General features: G+C 60.8%; 13 protein-coding genes and 2 pseudogenes. 10 read left to right on the forward strand and 5 right to left on the reverse strand.

From position 1 onward, the window contains the following. The first annotated feature begins 129 nt into the window (after positions 1-129). The 5 genes from ACN9MO_RS32955 to ACN9MO_RS32975 all read left to right on the forward strand — a co-directional run bounded on the left by ACN9MO_RS32955 (position 130) and on the right by ACN9MO_RS32975 (position 7,633). Positions 130-2,220, forward strand: coding sequence for a hydantoinase/oxoprolinase family protein (locus ACN9MO_RS32955; protein ID WP_057248672.1), 2,091 nt, complete (start codon positions 130-132; stop codon positions 2,218-2,220). A 14-nt stretch (positions 2,221-2,234) separates the two neighbouring features. After that, positions 2,235-3,872: a hydantoinase B/oxoprolinase family protein gene (locus ACN9MO_RS32960; RefSeq protein WP_425988593.1), complete on the forward strand. Its 1,638-nt coding sequence runs from the start codon at positions 2,235-2,237 to the stop codon at positions 3,870-3,872. A gap of 72 nt (positions 3,873-3,944) precedes the next feature. Then, positions 3,945-5,150, forward strand: coding sequence for a pyridoxal phosphate-dependent aminotransferase (locus tag ACN9MO_RS32965; RefSeq protein WP_425988596.1), 1,206 nt, complete (start codon positions 3,945-3,947; stop codon positions 5,148-5,150). Positions 5,151-5,228: 78 nt separating this feature from the next. Further along, on the forward strand, positions 5,229-6,137 hold the full coding sequence (gene kdgD, locus ACN9MO_RS32970; RefSeq protein WP_057248675.1) for a 5-dehydro-4-deoxyglucarate dehydratase: 909 nt from the start codon (positions 5,229-5,231) through the stop codon (positions 6,135-6,137). Positions 6,138-6,199: 62 nt separating this feature from the next. Continuing rightward, the gene (locus ACN9MO_RS32975; protein WP_425988600.1) at positions 6,200-7,633 is read left to right on the forward strand and encodes an aldehyde dehydrogenase family protein; all 1,434 of its coding nucleotides are present in this window, start codon (positions 6,200-6,202) and stop codon (positions 7,631-7,633) included. A gap of 334 nt (positions 7,634-7,967) precedes the next feature. Here the strand turns inward: ACN9MO_RS32975 and ACN9MO_RS32980 are convergent, their stop codons facing one another. Both ACN9MO_RS32980 and ACN9MO_RS32985 read right to left on the reverse strand, forming a co-directional pair. Then, positions 7,968-9,062, reverse strand: coding sequence for a nucleotidyltransferase family protein (locus ACN9MO_RS32980; RefSeq protein WP_057251579.1), 1,095 nt, complete (start codon positions 9,060-9,062; stop codon positions 7,968-7,970). Positions 9,063-9,623: 561 nt separating this feature from the next. Continuing rightward, on the reverse strand, positions 9,624-10,580 hold the full coding sequence (locus ACN9MO_RS32985) for a LysR substrate-binding domain-containing protein (protein WP_425988604.1): 957 nt from the start codon (positions 10,578-10,580) through the stop codon (positions 9,624-9,626). An 87-nt stretch (positions 10,581-10,667) separates the two neighbouring features. Between ACN9MO_RS32985 and ACN9MO_RS32990 the strand changes: the two genes are divergently transcribed. The 3 genes from ACN9MO_RS32990 to ACN9MO_RS33000 are packed head-to-tail and all read left to right on the forward strand — an operon-like array spanning position 10,668 to position 13,135. Continuing rightward, the gene (locus ACN9MO_RS32990; protein WP_057251578.1) at positions 10,668-11,147 is read left to right on the forward strand and encodes a RidA family protein; all 480 of its coding nucleotides are present in this window, start codon (positions 10,668-10,670) and stop codon (positions 11,145-11,147) included. Continuing rightward, the gene (locus ACN9MO_RS32995; RefSeq protein ID WP_425989382.1) at positions 11,144-12,337 is read left to right on the forward strand and encodes an aminotransferase class V-fold PLP-dependent enzyme; all 1,194 of its coding nucleotides are present in this window, start codon (positions 11,144-11,146) and stop codon (positions 12,335-12,337) included. The genes ACN9MO_RS32990 and ACN9MO_RS32995 overlap by 4 nt, the downstream gene beginning before the upstream one ends. Before the next feature lie 15 nt (positions 12,338-12,352). Then, positions 12,353-13,135: an SDR family oxidoreductase gene (locus tag ACN9MO_RS33000; protein WP_113736929.1), complete on the forward strand. Its 783-nt coding sequence runs from the start codon at positions 12,353-12,355 to the stop codon at positions 13,133-13,135. 148 nt (positions 13,136-13,283) lie between these two features. Here the strand turns inward: ACN9MO_RS33000 and ACN9MO_RS33005 are convergent, their stop codons facing one another. Beyond that, the gene (locus ACN9MO_RS33005) at positions 13,284-13,883 is read right to left on the reverse strand and encodes a hypothetical protein (RefSeq protein ID WP_425988608.1); all 600 of its coding nucleotides are present in this window, start codon (positions 13,881-13,883) and stop codon (positions 13,284-13,286) included. An 853-nt stretch (positions 13,884-14,736) separates the two neighbouring features. Then, positions 14,737-15,688: pseudogene (locus ACN9MO_RS33010) on the reverse strand (aromatic alcohol reductase). A 126-nt stretch (positions 15,689-15,814) separates the two neighbouring features. Between ACN9MO_RS33010 and ACN9MO_RS33015 the strand changes: the two are divergent. Beyond that, positions 15,815-16,173 (forward strand): annotated as a pseudogene (locus ACN9MO_RS33015) (winged helix-turn-helix transcriptional regulator). Positions 16,174-16,878: 705 nt separating this feature from the next. Here the strand turns inward: ACN9MO_RS33015 and ACN9MO_RS33020 are convergent. Then, positions 16,879-17,805 carry a LysR family transcriptional regulator gene (locus ACN9MO_RS33020; protein WP_425989385.1) on the reverse strand — a complete coding sequence of 309 codons (927 nt, stop codon included), beginning with the start codon at positions 17,803-17,805 and terminating at the stop codon, positions 16,879-16,881. 160 nt (positions 17,806-17,965) lie between these two features. On the opposite strand from ACN9MO_RS33020, the gene ACN9MO_RS33025 reads away from it, so the two are divergent. Beyond that, positions 17,966-19,654: a GMC family oxidoreductase gene (locus tag ACN9MO_RS33025; protein ID WP_057251582.1), complete on the forward strand. Its 1,689-nt coding sequence runs from the start codon at positions 17,966-17,968 to the stop codon at positions 19,652-19,654. Position 19,655 lies beyond the last annotated feature (1 nt).

Here is a 19,655-nt window from a genome sequence, read left to right on the forward strand (position 1 = left end):
AAACATCAACAATCGAAGAGCTTTAGCCTCCGCCTGCAAGTGCGGGCGGGGAATGCCCACCGCATGTCGAAAGCAAGCCCTTGGGCGCGGTGTGGAAGAGAAGTTCGTTCACGGAGCAAAGTCAAGAAAATGGCGAAAGATGGTATGCAGATCAGGGTCGGTGTCGACATCGGCGGCACCTTCACCGACGTTGCGATGGAGGTAGGCACCACGCTCCATTCGATCAAAGTGCTGACCGATTATTCCTATCCGGAAAACGCGATCGTCAGGGGCATCCGGCAGGTCGCCGAGTTGGCAGGCGTCGAACTGTCAGAGATCGACACCGTCATCCATGGCACGACGCTCGCGACGAACGCGCTGATCGAGCGGCGCGGCGCGCGCACTGCCTTCATCACCACCAAGGGCTTTCGCGATGTCATCGAGATGCGGACCGAAAGCCGCTTCGAACAGTATGATCTCAATATTGTGCTGCCTGCGCCGCTTGTGCCCCGCAACGAACGCTTCGTCATCGACGAGCGGATCGGCGCCGACGGTGGTGTCCTGAAGCCGCTCGATCTTGCCGAGGTCGACGCCCTCTGCGACCGTATTATCGCCGCAGGCTATGAAAGCGTCGCAATCGGCTTCATCCATTCATACCTGAATGGCGCGCATGAAAAGGCGGTGCGCGACCGATTGCTGGCGAGGAAGCCGGATCTGTCCGTTTCGATTTCCTCGGAGGTCTCGCCGCAGATGCGCGAGTTCCAGCGTTTTAACACGGTCTGCGCCAACGCGTTCGTCAAGCCGCTGATGGCGTCTTATCTCAATCGTCTCGTCGGCAGGCTGGCGGAAGAGGGCATGCGCAGCCCGGTCTTCATGATCCATTCGGGCGGCGGTATCATCAGCGTCGAGAGCGCTATCGAGTTTCCGGTTCGCCTCCTCGAATCCGGTCCGGCGGGCGGCGCGATCTTCGCCGCGCATATTGCCAGCAGTTACGGGCTCGATCAGGTCCTCTCCTACGATATGGGCGGCACGACCGCAAAAATCTGCCTGATAGAGAACCAGACGCCGAAGACCTCGAAAACCTTTGAGGTGGCCCGCACCTGGCGTTTCAAGAAGGGCAGCGGCATGCCGATCTCCATCCCGGTTATCGAGATGGTAGAGATCGGCGCCGGCGGCGGATCGATCGCCACCGTCGACAGTATGCGTCAGATCCGTGTCGGGCCGCACAGTGCCGGTTCCGAACCGGGGCCGGCCTGCTATGGCCGTGGCGGGGAAAGCCCGACGGTAACTGACGCCGACCTGATCCTCGGCCGCCTCGATGCCGACGAGTTTGCAGGCGGGGCGATGAAGCTTAATGCGCCCGCCTCCGATCGGGCGATGCATGCCGACATCGCGTCGAAACTCGACACCGACATTGCCACTGCGGCCTACGGCCTCAGCGAGGTCGTGGACGAGAACATGAGCAACGCCGCCCGCATGCATGCAGTCGAAAATGGCAAGGAGCTTTCAGAGTTCACCATGATCGCCTTCGGTGGCGCCGCGCCCATCCACGCCGCCCGCCTTTGCGAGAAGCTCGGCATGGCGAATCTACTGATCCCGCCGGGAGCCGGCGTCGGCTCGGCCATCGGGTTCCTGCGCGCGCCCTTCGGCTTCGAGTCGGTTCGCAGCGCCTATAGCCGCCTCAGCCGTTTCGACGCAGATGCGATCAACCGGACGATTTCGGAGCTCGTCGCGGAAGCGACGTCCTTCGTGCGCTCCGGCGCACCGGATGCCGATCCTAATCTCGAGTGTACCGCATACATGCGCTATGTCGGCCAGGGCTGGGAAGTTCCCATCACGATCGATGTGCGTGACTATGCCGATGTCGATGGTGCCCTATTCCGCGCTCTCTTCGACGCGCAGTACGAGCATTTCTTCGGCCGAGTGATTGGCGGCCTCGATGTCGAGATCGTCAGTTGGTCGCTGAGAGCGACATCGAAAGTCACGCCGCCGGCCAGGATCAGCAAGGTCGGGAAGGCTGGCGGCGCTACGGTGCGCGGCACCCGCGAGATTTTCGATGTCCAGGAAGGCCGCTTCCAGCAGGCCTCGGTCGTCTCCCGCCACGACATGAAGCCGGGCGACTGGGTCGCAGGTCCGGCGGTCATCACCGAACGCGAAACCTCGACCATCATTACGGCGAGCCGCGAGGTCGTCATGCAGGCCGATGGCTGCCTGCTCGTGTGCGCCAAGCAAGCCGCCTGAACGGAGGATAATCCATGAAAACCAATGCACTTTCCGACGTCCACATGCAGATCATGTGGAACCGGCTGATCTCCGTGGTCGAGGAGCAGGCCGTCACGCTGATCCGAACCGCCTTCAGCACCAGCGTACGAGAATCCGGCGACCTGTCCGCCGGCGTGTTCAACCGCGGCGGTAAGATGATCGCCCAGGCGGTGACCGGCACGCCCGGCCACGTCAACGCCATGGCGGAAGCCGTCGGCCATTTCATCCGCGATATCGGTCCGGAGAACATCTTCGAAGGTGACGTCTACATCACCAATGATCCCTGGAAGGGCACCGGCCACCTGCACGACTTTACCGTCGTCTCGCCGAGCTTTCGCAACGGTTCTTTGGTCGGCTACTTCGCCTGCACCGCGCATGTGGTGGATGTTGGCGGCCGTGGCTTCGGCCCGGATGCAAACGAGGTTTACGAGGAAGGCATCTTCGTCCCGATCATGAAATTTGCGGAGCGTGGCAAGGTCAACAAGGATCTCGTGAACATTCTCCGCAACAACGTGCGCGAAAGCCATCAGGTGGTCGGCGACGTCTACTCGCTCGCGGCCTGCAACGAGATCGGCCATCGCCGCCTGATGGACATGATGGACGAGTTCGATCTTGCGGATCTGGAAACGCTGGCCGACTTCATCTTCAATCGCAGCTACGATGCGACGCTGGAGCGGATCGCGGCCCTGCCGAAGGGCTCCTATTCCAATGGAATGCGCGTCGATGGCTATGGCTCGCCGATCGATATCGCCGTTCGCCTTGATGTGGCCGACGACCATATCCTAGCCGATTTCGACGGCACGTCGCCGCCGAGCCCGAAGGGCATCAACTGCCCGTTCATCTATTCCGCAGCCTATGCCTGCTATGGTCTGAAGTGCTCGATCGCGCCAGAGATTCCGAACAATCACGCATCCCTGCTGCCGTTCCGCGTCATAGCGCCGGAGAACTGCATCCTCAACGCGCAGCATCCGGCGCCTGTATCTGTGCGTCACGTCCTCGGCCATCTCGTTCCCGATGCCGTGCTCGGCGCCGTGCACAAGATACTGCCGGGCCGCGTGCCGGCGGAAGGGGCGGGTGCGCTCTGGAACTTGCATGTCAGTGTACGCCCGCTGCAGGGCGAGAAGGCCCCGGCCGACGGCGGTCAGCGCGCCGAAGTGCTGCTGTTCAACAGCGGCGGCGCCGGTGCGCGTTCGACGCTTGACGGCCTGAGCGCGACGGCATTCCCGAGCGGCGTGCACTCAATGTCGATCGAGGCGACGGAGCATGTCGGCCCGGTCATCTTCTGGCGCAAGGAACTGCGCGACGGATCGGGCGGCGCCGGCCAGTTCCGCGGCGGCCTTGGCCAGGTCGTGGAAATCTCGCCGACCGAAGGTCACGAGATTCATTTCAACGCCATGTTCGACCGCGTCGAGCATCCGGCGCGCGGCCGTGAGGGCGGCGAGAACGGTGCCCCCGGAGCCGTGCTGCTCGATGACGGCACACGCCTTACGTCGAAGGGACGGCAGCATGTGCCGGCGGGGCGCCGGCTCATCCTCGAGCTTCCCGGCGGTGGCGGCTATGGTCCGGCCGATAAGCGCGATCCGGCTGCCGCCAAGCGCGACAGTGCTTTCGATTACGTCGTCGCCAGATAGTCCTCCCGGGGACCGGGCGAGGCGAGAGCGTCGTCCGGTCCCAAATGCCAGATCAATTCAAGGAAGCCGGAGATGAAGTTCGAAAACAAGCGCGCTGGGGGCATCAAGTCGTCCCCCAGCATGGCGATCGCCATGGCCGCCAAGAAACTGGCTGCCGAAGGCTGCGACATCATCGATCTGTCGCTCGGCGAGCCGGATTTCGAGCCGCCAGCCCACGTCGCCGACGCAGCCTGCGAAGCCATTCGCAAGGGCAGGGTGCGCTATGGCGTGCCGGCGGGTATGGAAAGCCTGCGCGCGGCAATCGTCAGCAAGTTCAAGACGGAAAACAGGCTGGATTATGCCATCGACGAGGTGATGGTCGCAAATGGCGCCAAGCAGATCCTGTTTGACGCGTTCCTCGCGACGCTGGAAACCGGTGACGAGGTCATCATCCCCACGCCCTGCTGGGTATCCTACGGCGATATCGTGTCCCTGCATGGCGGCGAGCCGGTCTATGTCAATTGCGGGCCTGACGCCGGCTTCAAGATCACCGCCGAGAGGCTGGAGGCGTCGATCACGCCGAAGACGCGCTGGCTGATGCTGAATTCGCCGTCCAATCCGACGGGCGCAATCTATTCCGCCGATGAATATCGCGCGCTTGCGGAGGTGCTCGCCCTCCATCCGCAGATCCTGGTGCTCTCGGACGAGATCTACGAGCACATTTTGTTGAAGGACGTACCCTTCGCATCCTTTGTGTCGGCCTGCCCCGAACTGCGTGACAGGACGCTGATCGTCAACGGTGTCTCAAAGGCCTATGCGATGACCGGCTGGCGTGTGGGCTATGCCGCCGGTCCGAAAACCCTGATTGCCGCGCTCAACAAGATGCAGTCGCAGAGCGTGACATCCGTCTCGACGGTGGCGCAGGTGGCGGCTCTCGCCGCGCTGACAGGTGACCAGGCTTTCGTCGCGAAAGCGGCGGAAACCTTCGCCGGCCGGGCGAAGATCGTTTCGCAGCGCCTTGCGCAGATCGACAAGCTCGATTTCACCCCGCCGGATGGCGCCTTCTATGCCTTCATCGGCGTTACAAAGCTGCTCGGCCGGACGACGGCGGAAGGAGCGGTGATCGCCGACGACATGGCCCTTGCCTCCCATCTGCTCCAACAGTTCGGCCTGTCGAGCGTACCCGGCGCCGCGTTCGGCGCGCCCGGTTTCATCCGCCTGTCAATTGCGGCATCCGACCGCGAGCTGGAGGGTGCCTGCGACCGCCTTGCCGCGATGGTGCGGTCGCTCGCGGCCTAAGGAAGCGTCCCCCAGCCAACCAGATCAACCAGGGGCATCGGCATTCCCCGATGCTTCCTTCAAAGGAGGGTCACACCCATGAAAACTGAAGAATTGAAACATGCGCTTGGCGCCGGTCTGCTTTCATTCCCGGTGACGCATTTCGATGCGGAGGGCAATTTCAACGCCAAAAGCTATGCCGAACACGTCAACTGGCTTTCCGGCTTTGAGGCGGCCACGCTGTTTGCCGCTGGTGGTACGGGGGAGTTCTTTTCGCTGGCGCCGGAGGAAATTCCGCAGATCGTCCGCGTCGCCAAGGAAGCCGCCGGCAAGACGCCGATCGTCTCGGGTTGCGGCTACGGCACCAATATCGCCGTCTCGATCGCCAAGTCCGTCGAAAAGGCCGGCGCAGACGGCATCCTGCTTTTGCCGCACTACCTGATCGATGCGCCGCAGGAAGGGCTCTACCGGCATATCAAGGCCGTGTGCCAGGCCACGGGTATGGGCGTGATGGTCTATAATCGCGACAATTCCGTTCTGCAGGCCGATACGCTGGCGCGCCTTTGCGACGCTTGCCCGAACCTCGTCGGCTTCAAGGATGGCACCGGCGACATCGGCCTCGTGCGGCAGATCACCGCCAAGATGGGGGACCGCTTGACCTATCTTGGCGGCATGCCGACGGCCGAACTCTTCGCTGAGGCCTACCTTGGTGCAGGCTTTACCACCTATTCTTCGGCGGTCTTCAACTTCGTGCCCGGCCTCGCCATGGATTTTTACAAGGCATTGCGCGCGGGCGAACGCGCCAGGTGCGAGAAAATCCTGATTGATTTCTTCTATCCGTTCATGGCGATCCGTAGCCGTGCGAAGGGCTATGCCGTCTCGGCCATCAAGGCCGGGGTGCGGCTCCAGGGCTTCGATGCCGGTCCGGTTCGCTCGCCACTCCATGACCTGACACCAGAGGAAATGGCTATGATGGACGCCCTTATCGGAAAACATAAGCGTCAGTGAGAAAAGTGGGCCGCCTTCGCGCGGAGGCGGCCCTCGTCGCAGAATGAAAAAGGGGAAAGCCCATGACCATCCACCAGAACCTGATTGCCGGCGAATGGGTCGGCGGTGACGGGGTTGCCAACATCAATCCCTCGAACACCAATGACGTGGTCGGCGAATATGCCCGTGCGTCTGCCGACGATGCCCGCGCCGCGATCGCCGCTGCCAAGGCTGCGTTCCCGACCTGGTCGCGCTCCGGCATCCTCGAGCGCCACGCGATCCTGAGGAAGACCGCCGACGAGATCCTTGCCCGCAAGGACGAGCTCGGAAGGCTGTTGTCGCGCGAGGAAGGCAAGACGCTGGTCGAAGGCATCGGCGAGACGGTGCGTGCCGGCCAGATCTTCGACTTCTTCGCCGGCGAATGCCTGCGACTGGCGGGCGAAGTTCTGCCGTCGGCGCGACCCAATATCGGCGTCGAGATCACCCGCGAGCCGGTCGGCGTCGTCGGCATCATCACGCCCTGGAACTTCCCGATCGCCATCCCCGCCTGGAAGATCGCGCCGGCGCTTTGTTACGGCAACACCGTCGTCTTCAAGCCGGCCGAACTGGTGCCCGGCAGTTCCTGGGCCATCGTCGACATCCTCCATCGCGCCGGCCTGCCGAAGGGTGTCCTGAACCTCGTCATGGGCAAGGGCTCGGTCGTCGGCCAGGCGATGCTCGACAGCCCCGATATCCACGCCATCACCTTCACCGGCTCGACCGGCACCGGCAAACGCGTGGCGCTGGCCTCGGTCGAGCACAATCGCAAGTACCAGCTGGAAATGGGCGGCAAGAACCCCTTCGTCGTGCTTGATGATGCCGATCTGTCCGTGGCGGTCGAGGCCGCGGTCAACTCCGCCTTCTTCTCCACCGGCCAGCGCTGCACCGCCTCCTCGCGCATCATCGTCACCGAGGGCATTCACGACCGCTTCGTGGCCGCCATGGGCGAACGGATCAAAGGGCTGACGATCGATGATGCGCTCAAGGCCGGCACCCATATCGGCCCGGTGGTCGATGAGAGCCAGCTCAACCAGGACACCGACTACATCGCCATCGGCAAACAGGAGGGCGCGAAGCTCGCCTTCGGCGGCGAGCTCCTGAAGCGCGACACGCCCGGCTTCTACCTGCAGCCAGCGCTGTTCACCGAGGCGACCAATCAGATGCGGATTTCGCGGGAAGAAATCTTCGGGCCGGTCGCGTCCGTCATCCGCGTCCGCGATTACGACGAGGCGCTCACTGTGGCCAACGACACCCCCTTCGGCCTGTCCTCGGGCATCGCCACCACCAGCCTCAAGCATGCGACCCATTTCAAGCGCAATGCCGAGGCCGGCATGGTCATGGTCAACCTGCCGACGGCCGGCGTCGATTTCCACGTGCCCTTCGGCGGCCGCAAGGGCTCGTCCCATGGCTCGCGCGAGCAGGGACGCTACGCCGCCGAATTCTACACCACCGTCAAGACCGCCTACACGCTGGCTTAAGTGACTGGTTGTTGCTGTCCGGGTTCGTTGATTGAAGAAATGCTGTCATGAACCAAATTCGGCGTCTTGCGTGAACGCTGGACGTGGGCGCGTTCTCGTTATGCGCTTCCAAAATCGCATAATGTATCGACTGGAATGCTGTTTTTCGTGGCCGGTTTTTTAGTCACCCGCACGGCCACCGGCGTTGATGCCCACGGTGGCTGCTTTAGGGAAGGCTGACAAACGCACGCCGGGGACGCTGTTCGTGTCGACGTGAGACCAGAGGCCCTTGCTGGCGATCCGCGACGCCGACGGCCGTTGCGGCGCGAAGGAGCGGCTTGCGTGGCCGGGGAAGTCATTTGGAACGATCATCAGCTCTCAACTTTTCCAAGTCAGGCATCTTCGATCCGAGCGCCTTACCAAGCGCCTTCACACCTTTGGCTGATAGCCTCAAGAGGCCGTTGCAAAGGCCTTCCTTCCAAGAATCTCCCCGATCCCACGCCTCTTCCCAAGCATCGACTAACTCGTATTCGTGGCGCGTCTCTACTAGGGCTTCGAATAGTAGGGAGGCCTGCACCAGGTCTTTGTCCGATTTCACGCGTCCTAGCGTGTCAGTGAGCCTTCTCGAGGCAACGATAAGCTTATGGACGGCATACCGCTCGGGAGCGGGGACCAGGACGTTCACGCCTTCGCGGAAGAGAAGCACCGTGCGGACAGGTTCGTAGATCAGGAAGTCCAGGAACCGGAGGTTTTCTGCCGAAGCGCCGCCGAGGGCGGGCATGGGAGACGGCTTGCCCGTGTATTCGTCCGATCCTCGGTTTCCAGTCAGGAACTCCACTCGGTAGCCCCTACCGTTCTGGAAGGCGACCACCTTGGCTTTGTCCGCTTGGTGCGGCACGGTCCGGAAATCAGGATCGACCGACTGGAGGATATCTAGAATGGGCGGAAGGCTGTCCTGCACCCCGGCCGAGATCGCGAAGTCTTGCGCGAAATCCGCGTCGCCTGTCTGCATGGCAGACGAGGGCAGTCGGACGCCAAGCATCCCCGCATAGGTGCTGAATGCCACCGACCCAATCAGCACCGCACGTAGCCGGAACAAGCCGGCGTCGGCAAGCGCCTTCGTGATATCGCCCGCGAAGGTGTCGGGACCGGGGAGACCGGCACGACGTAGCGTGCTCACCATGCGCCTCCGCTCCCGGAGATCGTCCTTGATCTGCTTGTGCGCCTTCACCCGTGCCGTGATCTCTTCGTCGCTTTCTGGACCGACATAGCTTCGCTTGTATTTGCCCTCGCCATCTGGGAGGTCGAAATACCAGTAATTGCGGTCTTTGACGGTCACGGTCACGAACCATCCTTCCATGGGGAAGTCTGCCAAAAACTGACCGTCGAGCGTCCGTTGCGTCAGCTCCGCGAACATCGTCCGATAGCTGATGTCGATCTCTCTCATCATTGGCATTTCGTCCTTTTGAAAGCGCCGACAAGCGCAGCGATCTGCCTGACGCGCGCTTCCCTTTGACCAAAGTCGTGGTCGCTCATCTTGGTCGCCGTTATAATTTTCTGCCAAGAACTTATAACGCTGTGAGCAAACTGTCAATGTTATAAGTTTCTGCCAAAGCATTATAACCGCGCGCCGTCGGGACCCCGACGATGGATCAGCTCGACAGCGGCTTGCGCACATTGGCGGGAATGCTAAACACGCGCGAGGAGGAGCTCTATTCCACGGAATGAATGGCACCGAATACGGGCCGTACTGATCATCGCTTCTGGGTGTGCCGGGCAGGGTAGTGACGCTCGAGGTGATAATGGTGGGCCCGGCAGGACGCGAACCTGCACTACCCGAATGCCGCCGTATGTTTACGAACTTAACAAACTTGACGAATTTCCTCTGTCTTGAGGTTAAAGTCGGCCTGCATGTTCATCCAAAATTCGGGCATTGTGCAGAAATACTTGGTGGGGCGCGCCAAGAGGTATCCGCCGGCAGATCTTACCGCTGGGACGGCGATTGCATCGATCAAAAAATGGTGCCGGACGTTCTCTGCGCCGATGGGGTCATTTCGTTTTTCAACCAGCCGACAAGAGCGTCTATCGCTGGAAGTTTCCTCGAGAGCGGGTCGAAGGCTGCCCAGTACGCTGCTTTCTGTGAGCTCAAGGAAGCTGACAAGGGCCTGACCAGCCGCCCCGTCCGAATATGCTCCCGAACAAGAAGGCCTCGCCCCATGGCGACACCCTGACCATCAAGAGCAGCTTGCAATACAATGTTGTAGTCCGTCAGGCGGGTCTGTTTGGCCTTCTCAAGTGGAAATCCGGCTGCCTCCGACCACAGCTGCCATTCGAGGCCGCTCTTGGCCTGCAGTATCTCATGGTTGAGAAGGTCCAGGGGGGATTGAAACTGGGAGCCGTCTGCGTACAGCGCCGGGCTCAACACCGGAGACAAATCTTCGTTTGCGAGGTGCACACAGGACTGCTTGCTCGCGCCAAAATCGCCAAATCGAATCGCGATATCCGCTTCTCCGCGCCCTACATCGACAATTCGCAGGGTCGGATCCAATTCGAGTTCGATCGCTGGATGGCTCTTGAGGAAACCGCCAAGTCTGTTGACCAGCCAGTTCGCGGCGAAAGAGGGGAGCAGGCTCACACGCAACCTGGTCTGCCCGGATCGCGAGCGCACCCTCGCGGTGCCCTCCGACAGCACAGTGAAGGCCTCGTCGACGGTGGCAAGAAACATCGTGCCTGCCTCGGTCAGCTCTATGCTCTTACTCTTGCGACGAAAGAGTGGAGTACCCAGAGTACTCTCGAGCTGCTTGATGTGGTGGCTCACCGCGCTTTGCGTAATTAGCAGTTCCTCGCCCGCCAATCGAAAGCTCCCTCGATTTGCTACCACCTGGAAGACCCTGGCCGCGGAAAGGGGTGGGAGGAATGGGGAACTGCGCAACGTGCCGATGCCTCGCGGATGAATGACGGCTGACATTAACGAATTCGATCGCAGGGCGCAAAGCTTTGAATTGGCGGGCTCCTCGGATTTCTTTCATGAAGCAAGAAAGAAAAGGAGAAAGCGATGACGATTTCCATCCGTGAAAAACTGGCTACTCTTGGCCTAGAACTGCCCGCACCGACTACTCCGGCTGCGAACTACATTTCGGTGGTCCACACGGGCAACCTCTTGTTCATTTCCGGTCAGATCAGCAAGGCCCCGGATGGTGAGATCATTGCAGGCACCCTGGGTGCGGTCATATCTCACGAGCAGGGGGTGCAAGCGGCGCGTATCGCAGCCCTCAACCTTCTCGGACAGATCGCTGCCAATACAGACGGCTCGCTTTCGTCTGTCCGTCGCATCGTGAAGCTTGGCGTATTCGTCGCGGCAACGAGCGAGTTCAAGGATCAGTCGAAGGTTGCAAACGGTGCCTCCGACCTGATGGTTGCGGTGTTCGGCGAAGCCGGGCAGCACACGAGGGCCGCCATTGGTGTCAGTTCGCTTCCCTCGGGGGCAGCCGTCGAGATCGATGCGGTTGTGGAACTGGAGGAGACCAGGTGCTGACCGACGCAAAAATCGACAGCCTGCGCAACGACACACCCGGCTGCGCCGAGCGGAGGCACTTCAATCACGCCGGAGCTTCGCTCCCACCGAGGCGGGTCACCGAAGCAATTGTCGGACACTTGATGCTGGAATCGACGCGAGGTCCGATGGAAGCTGCCGCACTGGTTGCGGACGAACTCGCGATGCTTCGTACCAACGCTGCCAAGTTCATCGGCGCCGACGAAGGCGAGGTTGCGTTCGGTGGATCGGGGTCTGCCCTTTGGGGGAGCGTGTTTGCCGCGTTGCCACAGCTGAGGTCGGGCGAGCGCATTCTAATTGGCCGACAGGAATGGGGCGGTAATGTCGCATCGATGCAGCGTGCGGCAAGCCATGCCGGGGCAAGTATCGAGACCATTCCCTGCAGGGAAGACGGCAGTGTCGATCCGAACGCTCTTTCCGCAATGATCGACGACAAGGTGCGCATGATCTCGCTTACATGGCTTCCTGCCAACGGGGGACTGATAAACGACGCCGAAGCCATAGGGCGGGTGGCCAACGCGGCTGGCATCCCATACTTCGTCGATGCCGGGCAGGCACTTGGTCAGCTCCCTATCGATGTGTCGAGGATAGGTTGCGATGTTCTCAAGGCGGCCGGCAGGAAATACGTTAGAGGGCCGCGCGGAACGGCTCTTTTGTACGTTCGCTCTAAGTTCCTTGAGAAGCTCAATCCCCGTTTCGTCGATGTGAGCTCCGGCCCTCTGGTGAATGGAAAGGTCGAGTTGAGGAAAGACGCCCGTCTATTCGAAACATCCGAAGCGCCTATATCACTGCTCCTGGGGCTCGGCGAAGCGATCGCGCTGGCTTCAGAGTTGGGTGTCGAGGCGATCCAAGTCCGCATCGCCCTCCTGGCAACCCAGCTTCGGGAAGGGTTGAAGCGCATTCCGGCGGTTGAGGTGCGCGATCTCGGGGAGAAACAGTCGGGCCTTGTTTCTTTCACCGTGGAGGGAATTTCGGCATCGGTTGTGAGAAGCAAGCTAGCCGAGAAGAGTATCTCAATCGGGGCAAACGGCATACCCTACACGCCCTTCGACATGACCGCGCGCGGACTACAGGAAACAGCCCGAGCCTCGGTCAGTTACTTCAATACCGCGGGGGAGGTCGATGGCCTCGTCTATGCGGTTGAACAAATCGCAAAAGATGCAAACCAATAGAAGGACGGAACTGCGATGGATCTGGGAATAAAGGGCAAGCGTGCGATCGTCTGCGCGAGTTCAAAAGGGCTGGGCAGAGGCGTGGCGCAGAAGCTTGCGGAGGCGGGCGCGATCGTTACCCTGAACGGTCGTAGCCGGGACACGCTGGAGGCCACCGCGAGGGAGCTTCGCGAATTGGCAAACGCCGAAGTCTATGCCGTGGTCGCCGACGTAACGACCGTGGAAGGACGGCAAGAGCTTCTCGAAGCGGAACCGAAAGCCGACATCCTCGTCACCAATGCAGGGGGACCGCCGCCTGGGCTATGGTCTGATTGGGAGACGAATGAATGGTTGAACGCACTGAACGCCAACATGCTGACCCCAATCTTGCTGATGAAAGCGGTTCTGCCCGGCATGATCGGTAGGAGCTGGGGGCGCGTCGTCAACATCACCTCCGCATCAGTAAAGTCACCGATCCCGGAGTTGGGCCTGTCCAACGCATCGCGCAGCGGACTGACCGGTTTCGTGGCAGGGACGGCGAGGCAAGTCGCGAAACATGGCGTAACGATCAACAACCTCCTACCAGGGTCGCATGAGACGGATCGTGTAGCCGTGCTTCTCCAGCGAAGGGCAGAAATGAAGGGCATCTCAATCGACCAGGCGCGGCAGGAGGCGCATGCGGAGAATCCGACCGGGCGCTTCGGCACGATTGAGGAGTTTGGCGCTACCGCGGCATTTCTTTGCAGCCAGTACGCAGGCTATATTGTCGGCCAGAATATCCTGCTCGACGGTGGCGCTTTCAGGTCGACGCTTGCTTGAATTCCAACGTCTCGCGGCATGCGGCCCATTTCGCTAACTGCAATTCATGCTCGCAGACAGACGACATAATGGATGGAACCCGAACGGGAACGACACTCACTCAGAGGTCGTTCCCGTGCGGCGTCCAGATGGACTTTCCTTTGTAGCATCACCTGTCCGGTGATCCGCACCTGACCCGACTATTCTTTTTGAGCGACCGCCTCACGCAGGCCCTGCGGGCAGAAAAAAACAAGGTCTTTGGCGTCCGCGCCTGCCGCGTTGGATCAATCCAGGATAGTCGTGCAGTCGCAAACTCTAGTTGACAACATATTTCTAATATATCATAAATTGCAATCGTAGGCACTTTGGGGAAGTCGTCACACGGGCTAAGATTCAGTCGGTTGCGTAACTCGGCGAAATCTATTGCCCAAATGGGGTTGCTTTCACTTGAACTCGAGCTGCGAGCAGGGCGAGTTCTACAATTTTCATTAGCGAAAGAAGACAGGGCACCCAGGACGGATGGCGCCTCCAGCAGCGGCGCGCATGCGGCGAATGACGCCCCCGCCAGGGCGACGGCTGCTGCTGCTGTCAGGCGGCGGGCGCCGGATACCAGGATCCCGACCGCCACGGCCATGGTGAACAGAAATGCATTGATGCCGAGCGGCCGCTGGAAGAGCAGGGCGTCGGCCAGCGCCACAAGTACAAGTCCGACGACTGCGCTGGCGTTTCCGCTCCGATCCTGAATGACGGCGTTATCGATTGATGTCATCAACTGTTATCTCCTTGATGCTGTCGCCGGCCGTGGCGAATTCTCGCGCGCCCTCGCGACCGGAAAGGCGGGGCGTGCAATTGGCTTGCGAAAGCAGCCACCATCCGTCTTTGCGGAGGCGATATGGAACTCGGGGGAAGGGGAAGAAAATCTCGGTCTGGGTCATGACAACAGCATGCCGCCCGGATTTGCAGATTCCGTGCAGCCCGTTGGGAATGTTTTAGGAGCATCGGGCTTTCACCGGTCGAGAAAGATCGTTGCTTGTCTGTATCCAGCGCGTGTGTAAGGAAATGCTTGTTGGCGGGTGCGATCAAGGACGCGCTACCGAACGAGGCGGCATGCCTTGCGCTGCTGGGCAGGAGCAGCGAGGCCAAGCTGGCTGCCTGCGCACTGCCTGCCGACTTCGCAGCTGCTCTCTATGCTCGTCTTATGGCTGACCGTATGTAGCTTGGACGAAGACGCCGCTCTGTGGCCGGACGGATTGCGTAACGCGCGAGTTGCAGTCTGACCGGCTTAGAAATGACAGGGCCGCACGTTCGATTCCTCTCAAGGCGAGGGATTGAAAGTCCGCTCTGGGGCCGTTACCAGCCTGGTGGGTTTCGGCTAGGATTTGCGATCAGCTGCTGTTCGGCTACCGAACCAGTTTTGGTCATAGCGGCTGACTGAGACAACTTTCGGCAACGGACATTTCGGTGCCTGAGAGGCAACCGCGATTTCAGGTTATCCAAGTGCGGAGGTCGCTTATCAGTACGTGGCGAGCATCGCGGCGTGGGGTCGGACAGCGGATGGGTACGACATCCATTTGTCGTCCCACCCACCCGCTCGAAATCGCGAACCCCAGGCGGTTCGAGGACTACCCCCGACCGGAGGCATCCAGGTTTGCATGGATCCATGCATCGATGTCCGTGACCGGAATGGACTGCCGCGTGTTGAACGTCCCGGCCTTGTCCCACGCGACGCCCCGACCCAAGGCAAATGCAGCGCGGTACTTGCGCATCATGTTCTGCGGATCTTTCGCCAGTTCTTCCATCAGGAAGGGCACGCTCCATTCAGAGCGGCGGAAGGGCCGCCCGAGACCCGCCTCCAGCTTGTCAGCAACCTCGCCCTAAGTCACGGTGTGCCCGCCAGGAACACGATCTCGTTGCGGATCCGCGGTCGGCGAACACGATTTCCGTGGTCAGCTTCCCGATGTCTTCAGGCGTTGTCAGCGTCGCGGCCGTCTCGAGACTTCCCAGCGCATTGACCTCGAAATTTTTCAAGTCGACGACGCCGAACTCCGGCTCGAACAGGTAGCTCATGAACATCCCGGTCGAGATGATGACCCATTCAGTCTGGGTCTGGGCCTGCAACAGCTCGCGGACGTCCAGCTGCGCGTCGAAGATATCCTGTGGACTGCCACGCCCGATCGCGTCGAAGTCGACGCCGAACTGCCAGGGAAAGTAGCGCGGGATGCGGGCCTGCAATGCAGCTTTGGCCAGCTTCATCGGCGTATCGATCCCGGCGGCGTAGCCGGCACAACCAATCACCGTATGGTATCGTGCGAACAGTGAAGCGAGCTCATCGATCGAACTCTTGACCAGGTCGCCAACAACGATCTCGATGCCGAGCTCCCGGATCTCCGCAATGGCGCGCTGCTTATCCGGGTCATCTGACGAGACGGCGCTGGCGCGCAGGAGGACGCTGATCGTCGTCTCCTTTGTCTCGCGTGCACGGCGTGCCAGATTGCGAAGGACGGGTTGCCCGAGTTCCCCGGCACCCAGCACGAGAATGGACCGCGGCGTTGTATCGTAGGCTGTATCGCTCATCGTTTTGCCTCATTGAGAATGCGTTTCGGCTTCGATCTAGCGATGCGCTTATGCAAATGAAAAAAGGTACATGCGTGATACTGTGAACCAGATTTTGAGCAGAGATCCCAGACCGTCTGCGACGGGTTGAGGGATGATGATGACGGAGTGCGCCGCGAACTGCTGGCGCATGCCGGCAACCGCTGGTCGCTCGGCGTCATCCACACGCTCGGCGTCTACGGTAGGCTGCGCCATGCGGAGATCGGGAGGCGTATGCACGGCGTTACGCAGCGAATGCTGACACGGACGTTGCGCCAGTTGGAGCGTGACGGTCTGGTTATCCGAAACGACTTCGGAGAAAACCCACCGAGGGTCGAATACGAGCTGTCCGAAACGGCATGGATCTGCTCCTGCGCATGATCCCGTTGTGGACGTGGATCGTTGAGAACGCGGATCGCTTCCGAAAGTCTAGGGAGGCCTTCGACGCCAGGAGAGATGGCGACTGATTGCGCCGCCAATTGCGGCCCAGGCCTCCGTCGTACATCGAACGGAGGTCGGGCCTTCATGGCATCACTGTGAGGACTGCGTTTGAGGCGCTCCGAGCGGTCGCGATGGAAACGGCCCAGACGACGGCGCGTCTGTTGCCCGGGACCTTATCAAACAAACTGAAGCGCTGGTGGCGCGCTACAAGACCGAGGCGGTTCCGCAAAGCATACGGACGAACCGTTGGACCAGAATGTCCGCTTCCCCGCCCTATCTGATTAAGCGAACGGCAGCTTTCAGAAATTCAACAGCGGCCTGAGTGTCCGACATGGGGCGCAAACCTGCCGTCCCTGCGTACCGAATTGATTGTCCGCTTCGGATTACCAAATCGTGTCCGTGGCCAAAGTGCAGAGTGATAGAAGGGGCCTGTTCTTCACGAGCGCGTTGGACGGCTTGTTGCAACACGCGGCTAGCTGAATAGCTGCCGCGATCCTGCGAACTGGCCTTTCCAACAATTGCGCTCGGCTTTCTTAATTGGGCTAAGCCCCCGACGGACCACGCCGACTGAAGCGATAAACCTCGCAGTGGCTTCTCTTTTTGCTGGCGTCGCACGGGCAATTTACGTCTTTCACGGTAGACAAGCGCTATCGGGCAACGCGTTGTCGTAACGCAGGCCTCCCTCAAAACCATGTCTCGGCGAACCACTGCCTTCACACAGACCGCCCCGACTATATCCAAACCCGCCTTATTGCATCGAAAGCAGCCATTATAGAGGGATCGCCGATACGAGCCTCCAAGCAGAGGAAACTCAGCGTCGTGGAGATTTTAACATTCTCAGCGATGACAAGGCCGTGTGCCTGTTGTTCATGAAGGGCAATCGACTCTCGGCAAAGGCTCAATCCCACCCCTGTCCGTACCATGGCAACCATGGACGTCTCCTGATCCACTTGGGCGACTATATTTTGCCGGACGTCTAAATCGGTAAATAGGCGCGACAGCAATCGATTGTGGACCGAGGCCTGCGGTGTGCCGATCCAAGGAAGCGATGCGAGCTGTGACCAATCCGCGCCGCGCACGAGACCGGCGAGCGATGGTGGAGCGACGACGCGATAGGTTAATTGCGCCAGCTCGCGGGCATGAAAAAGCGGTGCGGCACTTTCTCCGGTAATCTCGGCGGAAGGATCATAATCTCTTGGGTCGCCGAGATAGAAACCGGCATCGAGTTCATTTCGCCTCAGCCCCTCCGGAACGTCGCCGCTCATGCCATGGCGCAGTGTGGTTTCTATGCCCGGCCCGCTTTCGATCAGCGCCTTCAGAAACGCCCCCAACCGGGTGAACTCCGGGTCGATGATCGTGCCGATCCGCAGTTTCCCCCGCACACGTGTCGCCAAATGTCCGGCCGTCTGCCCAAAATCCGTCAATGCCGTCAGCACCTGCTCCGCCTTGGCTGCCAGCAGGGCTCCTTCCTGCGTCAGTTCCAGCCCCGTGGACGTCCGCCGGAACAAGGTGAGCCCGGTATCGGCGGCAAGGCGCTTCAGTTGCAGAGTGACCGCCGGTTGGGTGACGTGCAGTTGCTCCGCGGCGCGCGTGACGTTGCCCTCGCGCGCGACGGTGACGAATGCCTTCAATTTTCTCAGGTCGATTGACTGAAGCATATTAATTTTACTTATAATGCCTTGCGTCATTTGTCATTGGATTTCCGGGCCGCTCCTCCGCTATTCCTGAAAATAGAGATGAGGAGGAGGCTAAAATGCTACGGCAAATCGTCGAAGCTTATGATTGTGCGGTGTTGCATCGCAGCAGGCGGGCAAGCCGATGACCAGCCGCGCTTCTTACCGCGCCGCCGATAGTTTTGACTATATCATCGTCGGTGGAGGCTCCGCAGGCTGTCTGCTCGCCAATCGCCTCAGCCGCGATCCCGCGATGCGCGTGCTGCTGCTAGAAGCTGGCCGAAAGGACGACTATCACTGGATTCACATCCCCGTCGGCTATCTCTATTGCATCGGTAATCCGCGCACCGACTGGCTGTACAAGACCGAACCGGATGCCGGTTTGAACGGCCGGTCGCTGCGCTATCCGCGCGGCAAGACGCTCGGCGGCTGCTCCTCGATCAATGGCATGATCTATATGCGCGGCCAGGCGCGCGATTTCGACGGCTGGGCGGCGGCGACCGGCGATAACGCCTGGTCCTGGCAGAATTGCCTGCCCGATTTCAAGGCGCATGAGGATCATTATCGGCTGGACAACGGCGCGGACCCAAAGACCGGCGGCAACAGCCGCTTCTCCGACATGCACGGCCACGGTGGCGAATGGCGGATAGAGAAGCAGCGGCTCAAATGGGACATCCTCGAATCCTTCGCCGAGGCCGCCGTCGAGGCCGGTATTCCGCGCTCCGACGATTTCAACAGCGGCGACAACGAGGGCGTCGGCTATTTCGAAGTCAACCAGCGATCCGGCTGGCGCTGGAACACGTCGAAGGCTTTCCTGCGCCCGGCGAAAAACCGCCTGAACCTGACGGTCTGGACTCAGGCCCATGTCGAACGGCTGATCCTGGAAGCCGAGGCGTCCGGCCGCAAGCGTTGTGCCGGCATCGTTGTCCAGCGGCAGGGGCAAAGGGCAGAGGTCAGAGCGCGCAGGGAGGTCATCCTGTCGGCCGGCGCCATCGGCTCGCCGCAGATCCTGCAATTGTCGGGGATCGGGCCGGGCTCTCTCCTGAAGCGCCATGGTGTCGAGGTCGCCCACGACCTGCCGGGCGTCGGGGAAAATCTTCAGGACCATCTGCAGATTCGCGCGGTCTTCAAGGTCGGCAATGCCAAGACGCTGAACACGCTCGCCAACAGCCTGTTCGGCAAGGCGATGATCGGGCTCGAATATGTGCTGAAACGCAGCGGACCCATGAGCATGTCGCCCTCGCAGCTCGGCGCTTTCACCCGGTCGGACGACAGCCAGGCGCACGCCAACCTCGAATATCACGTCCAGCCGCTCAGCCTCGACGCCTTCGGCGAGCCATTGCACAGCATTCCTGCCTTCACCGCGAGCGTCTGCAACCTCAACCCGACCAGCGTCGGAAGCGTGCGCATTCGCTCCGATAAGGCCGTCGACGCCCCGGCGATTGCGCCGAACTATCTGAGCACGGAAGAGGACCGCCGCATCGCTGCCGAGAGCTTGCGGCAAGTGCGCAGGATCGTGTCGCAGCCGGCATTGGCCAAATACCAGCCTGAGGAATGGAAGCCCGGCTTGCAGTTCCAGAGCGACGAGGAACTGGCCAGGTTGGCGGGCGATATCGCCAACACCATTTTTCATCCGGTCGGGACGACGAAGATGGGCCACGATGACGATCCGATGGCAGTGGTGGATAGCCGTCTCAGGGTGCGGGGCATTGAGGGCCTGCGCGTCGTCGATGCGGGAATCATGCCGAAGATCACCAGTGGTAACACCAACGCGCCGACGCTGATGATCGCCGAAAAGGCGGCCGGCTGGATCGTCGCCGATCGGCGCGCATAGA

This window comes from Ensifer sp. R-19 (assembly GCF_049905105.1).
Lineage (GTDB): Bacteria > Pseudomonadota > Alphaproteobacteria > Rhizobiales > Rhizobiaceae > Ensifer.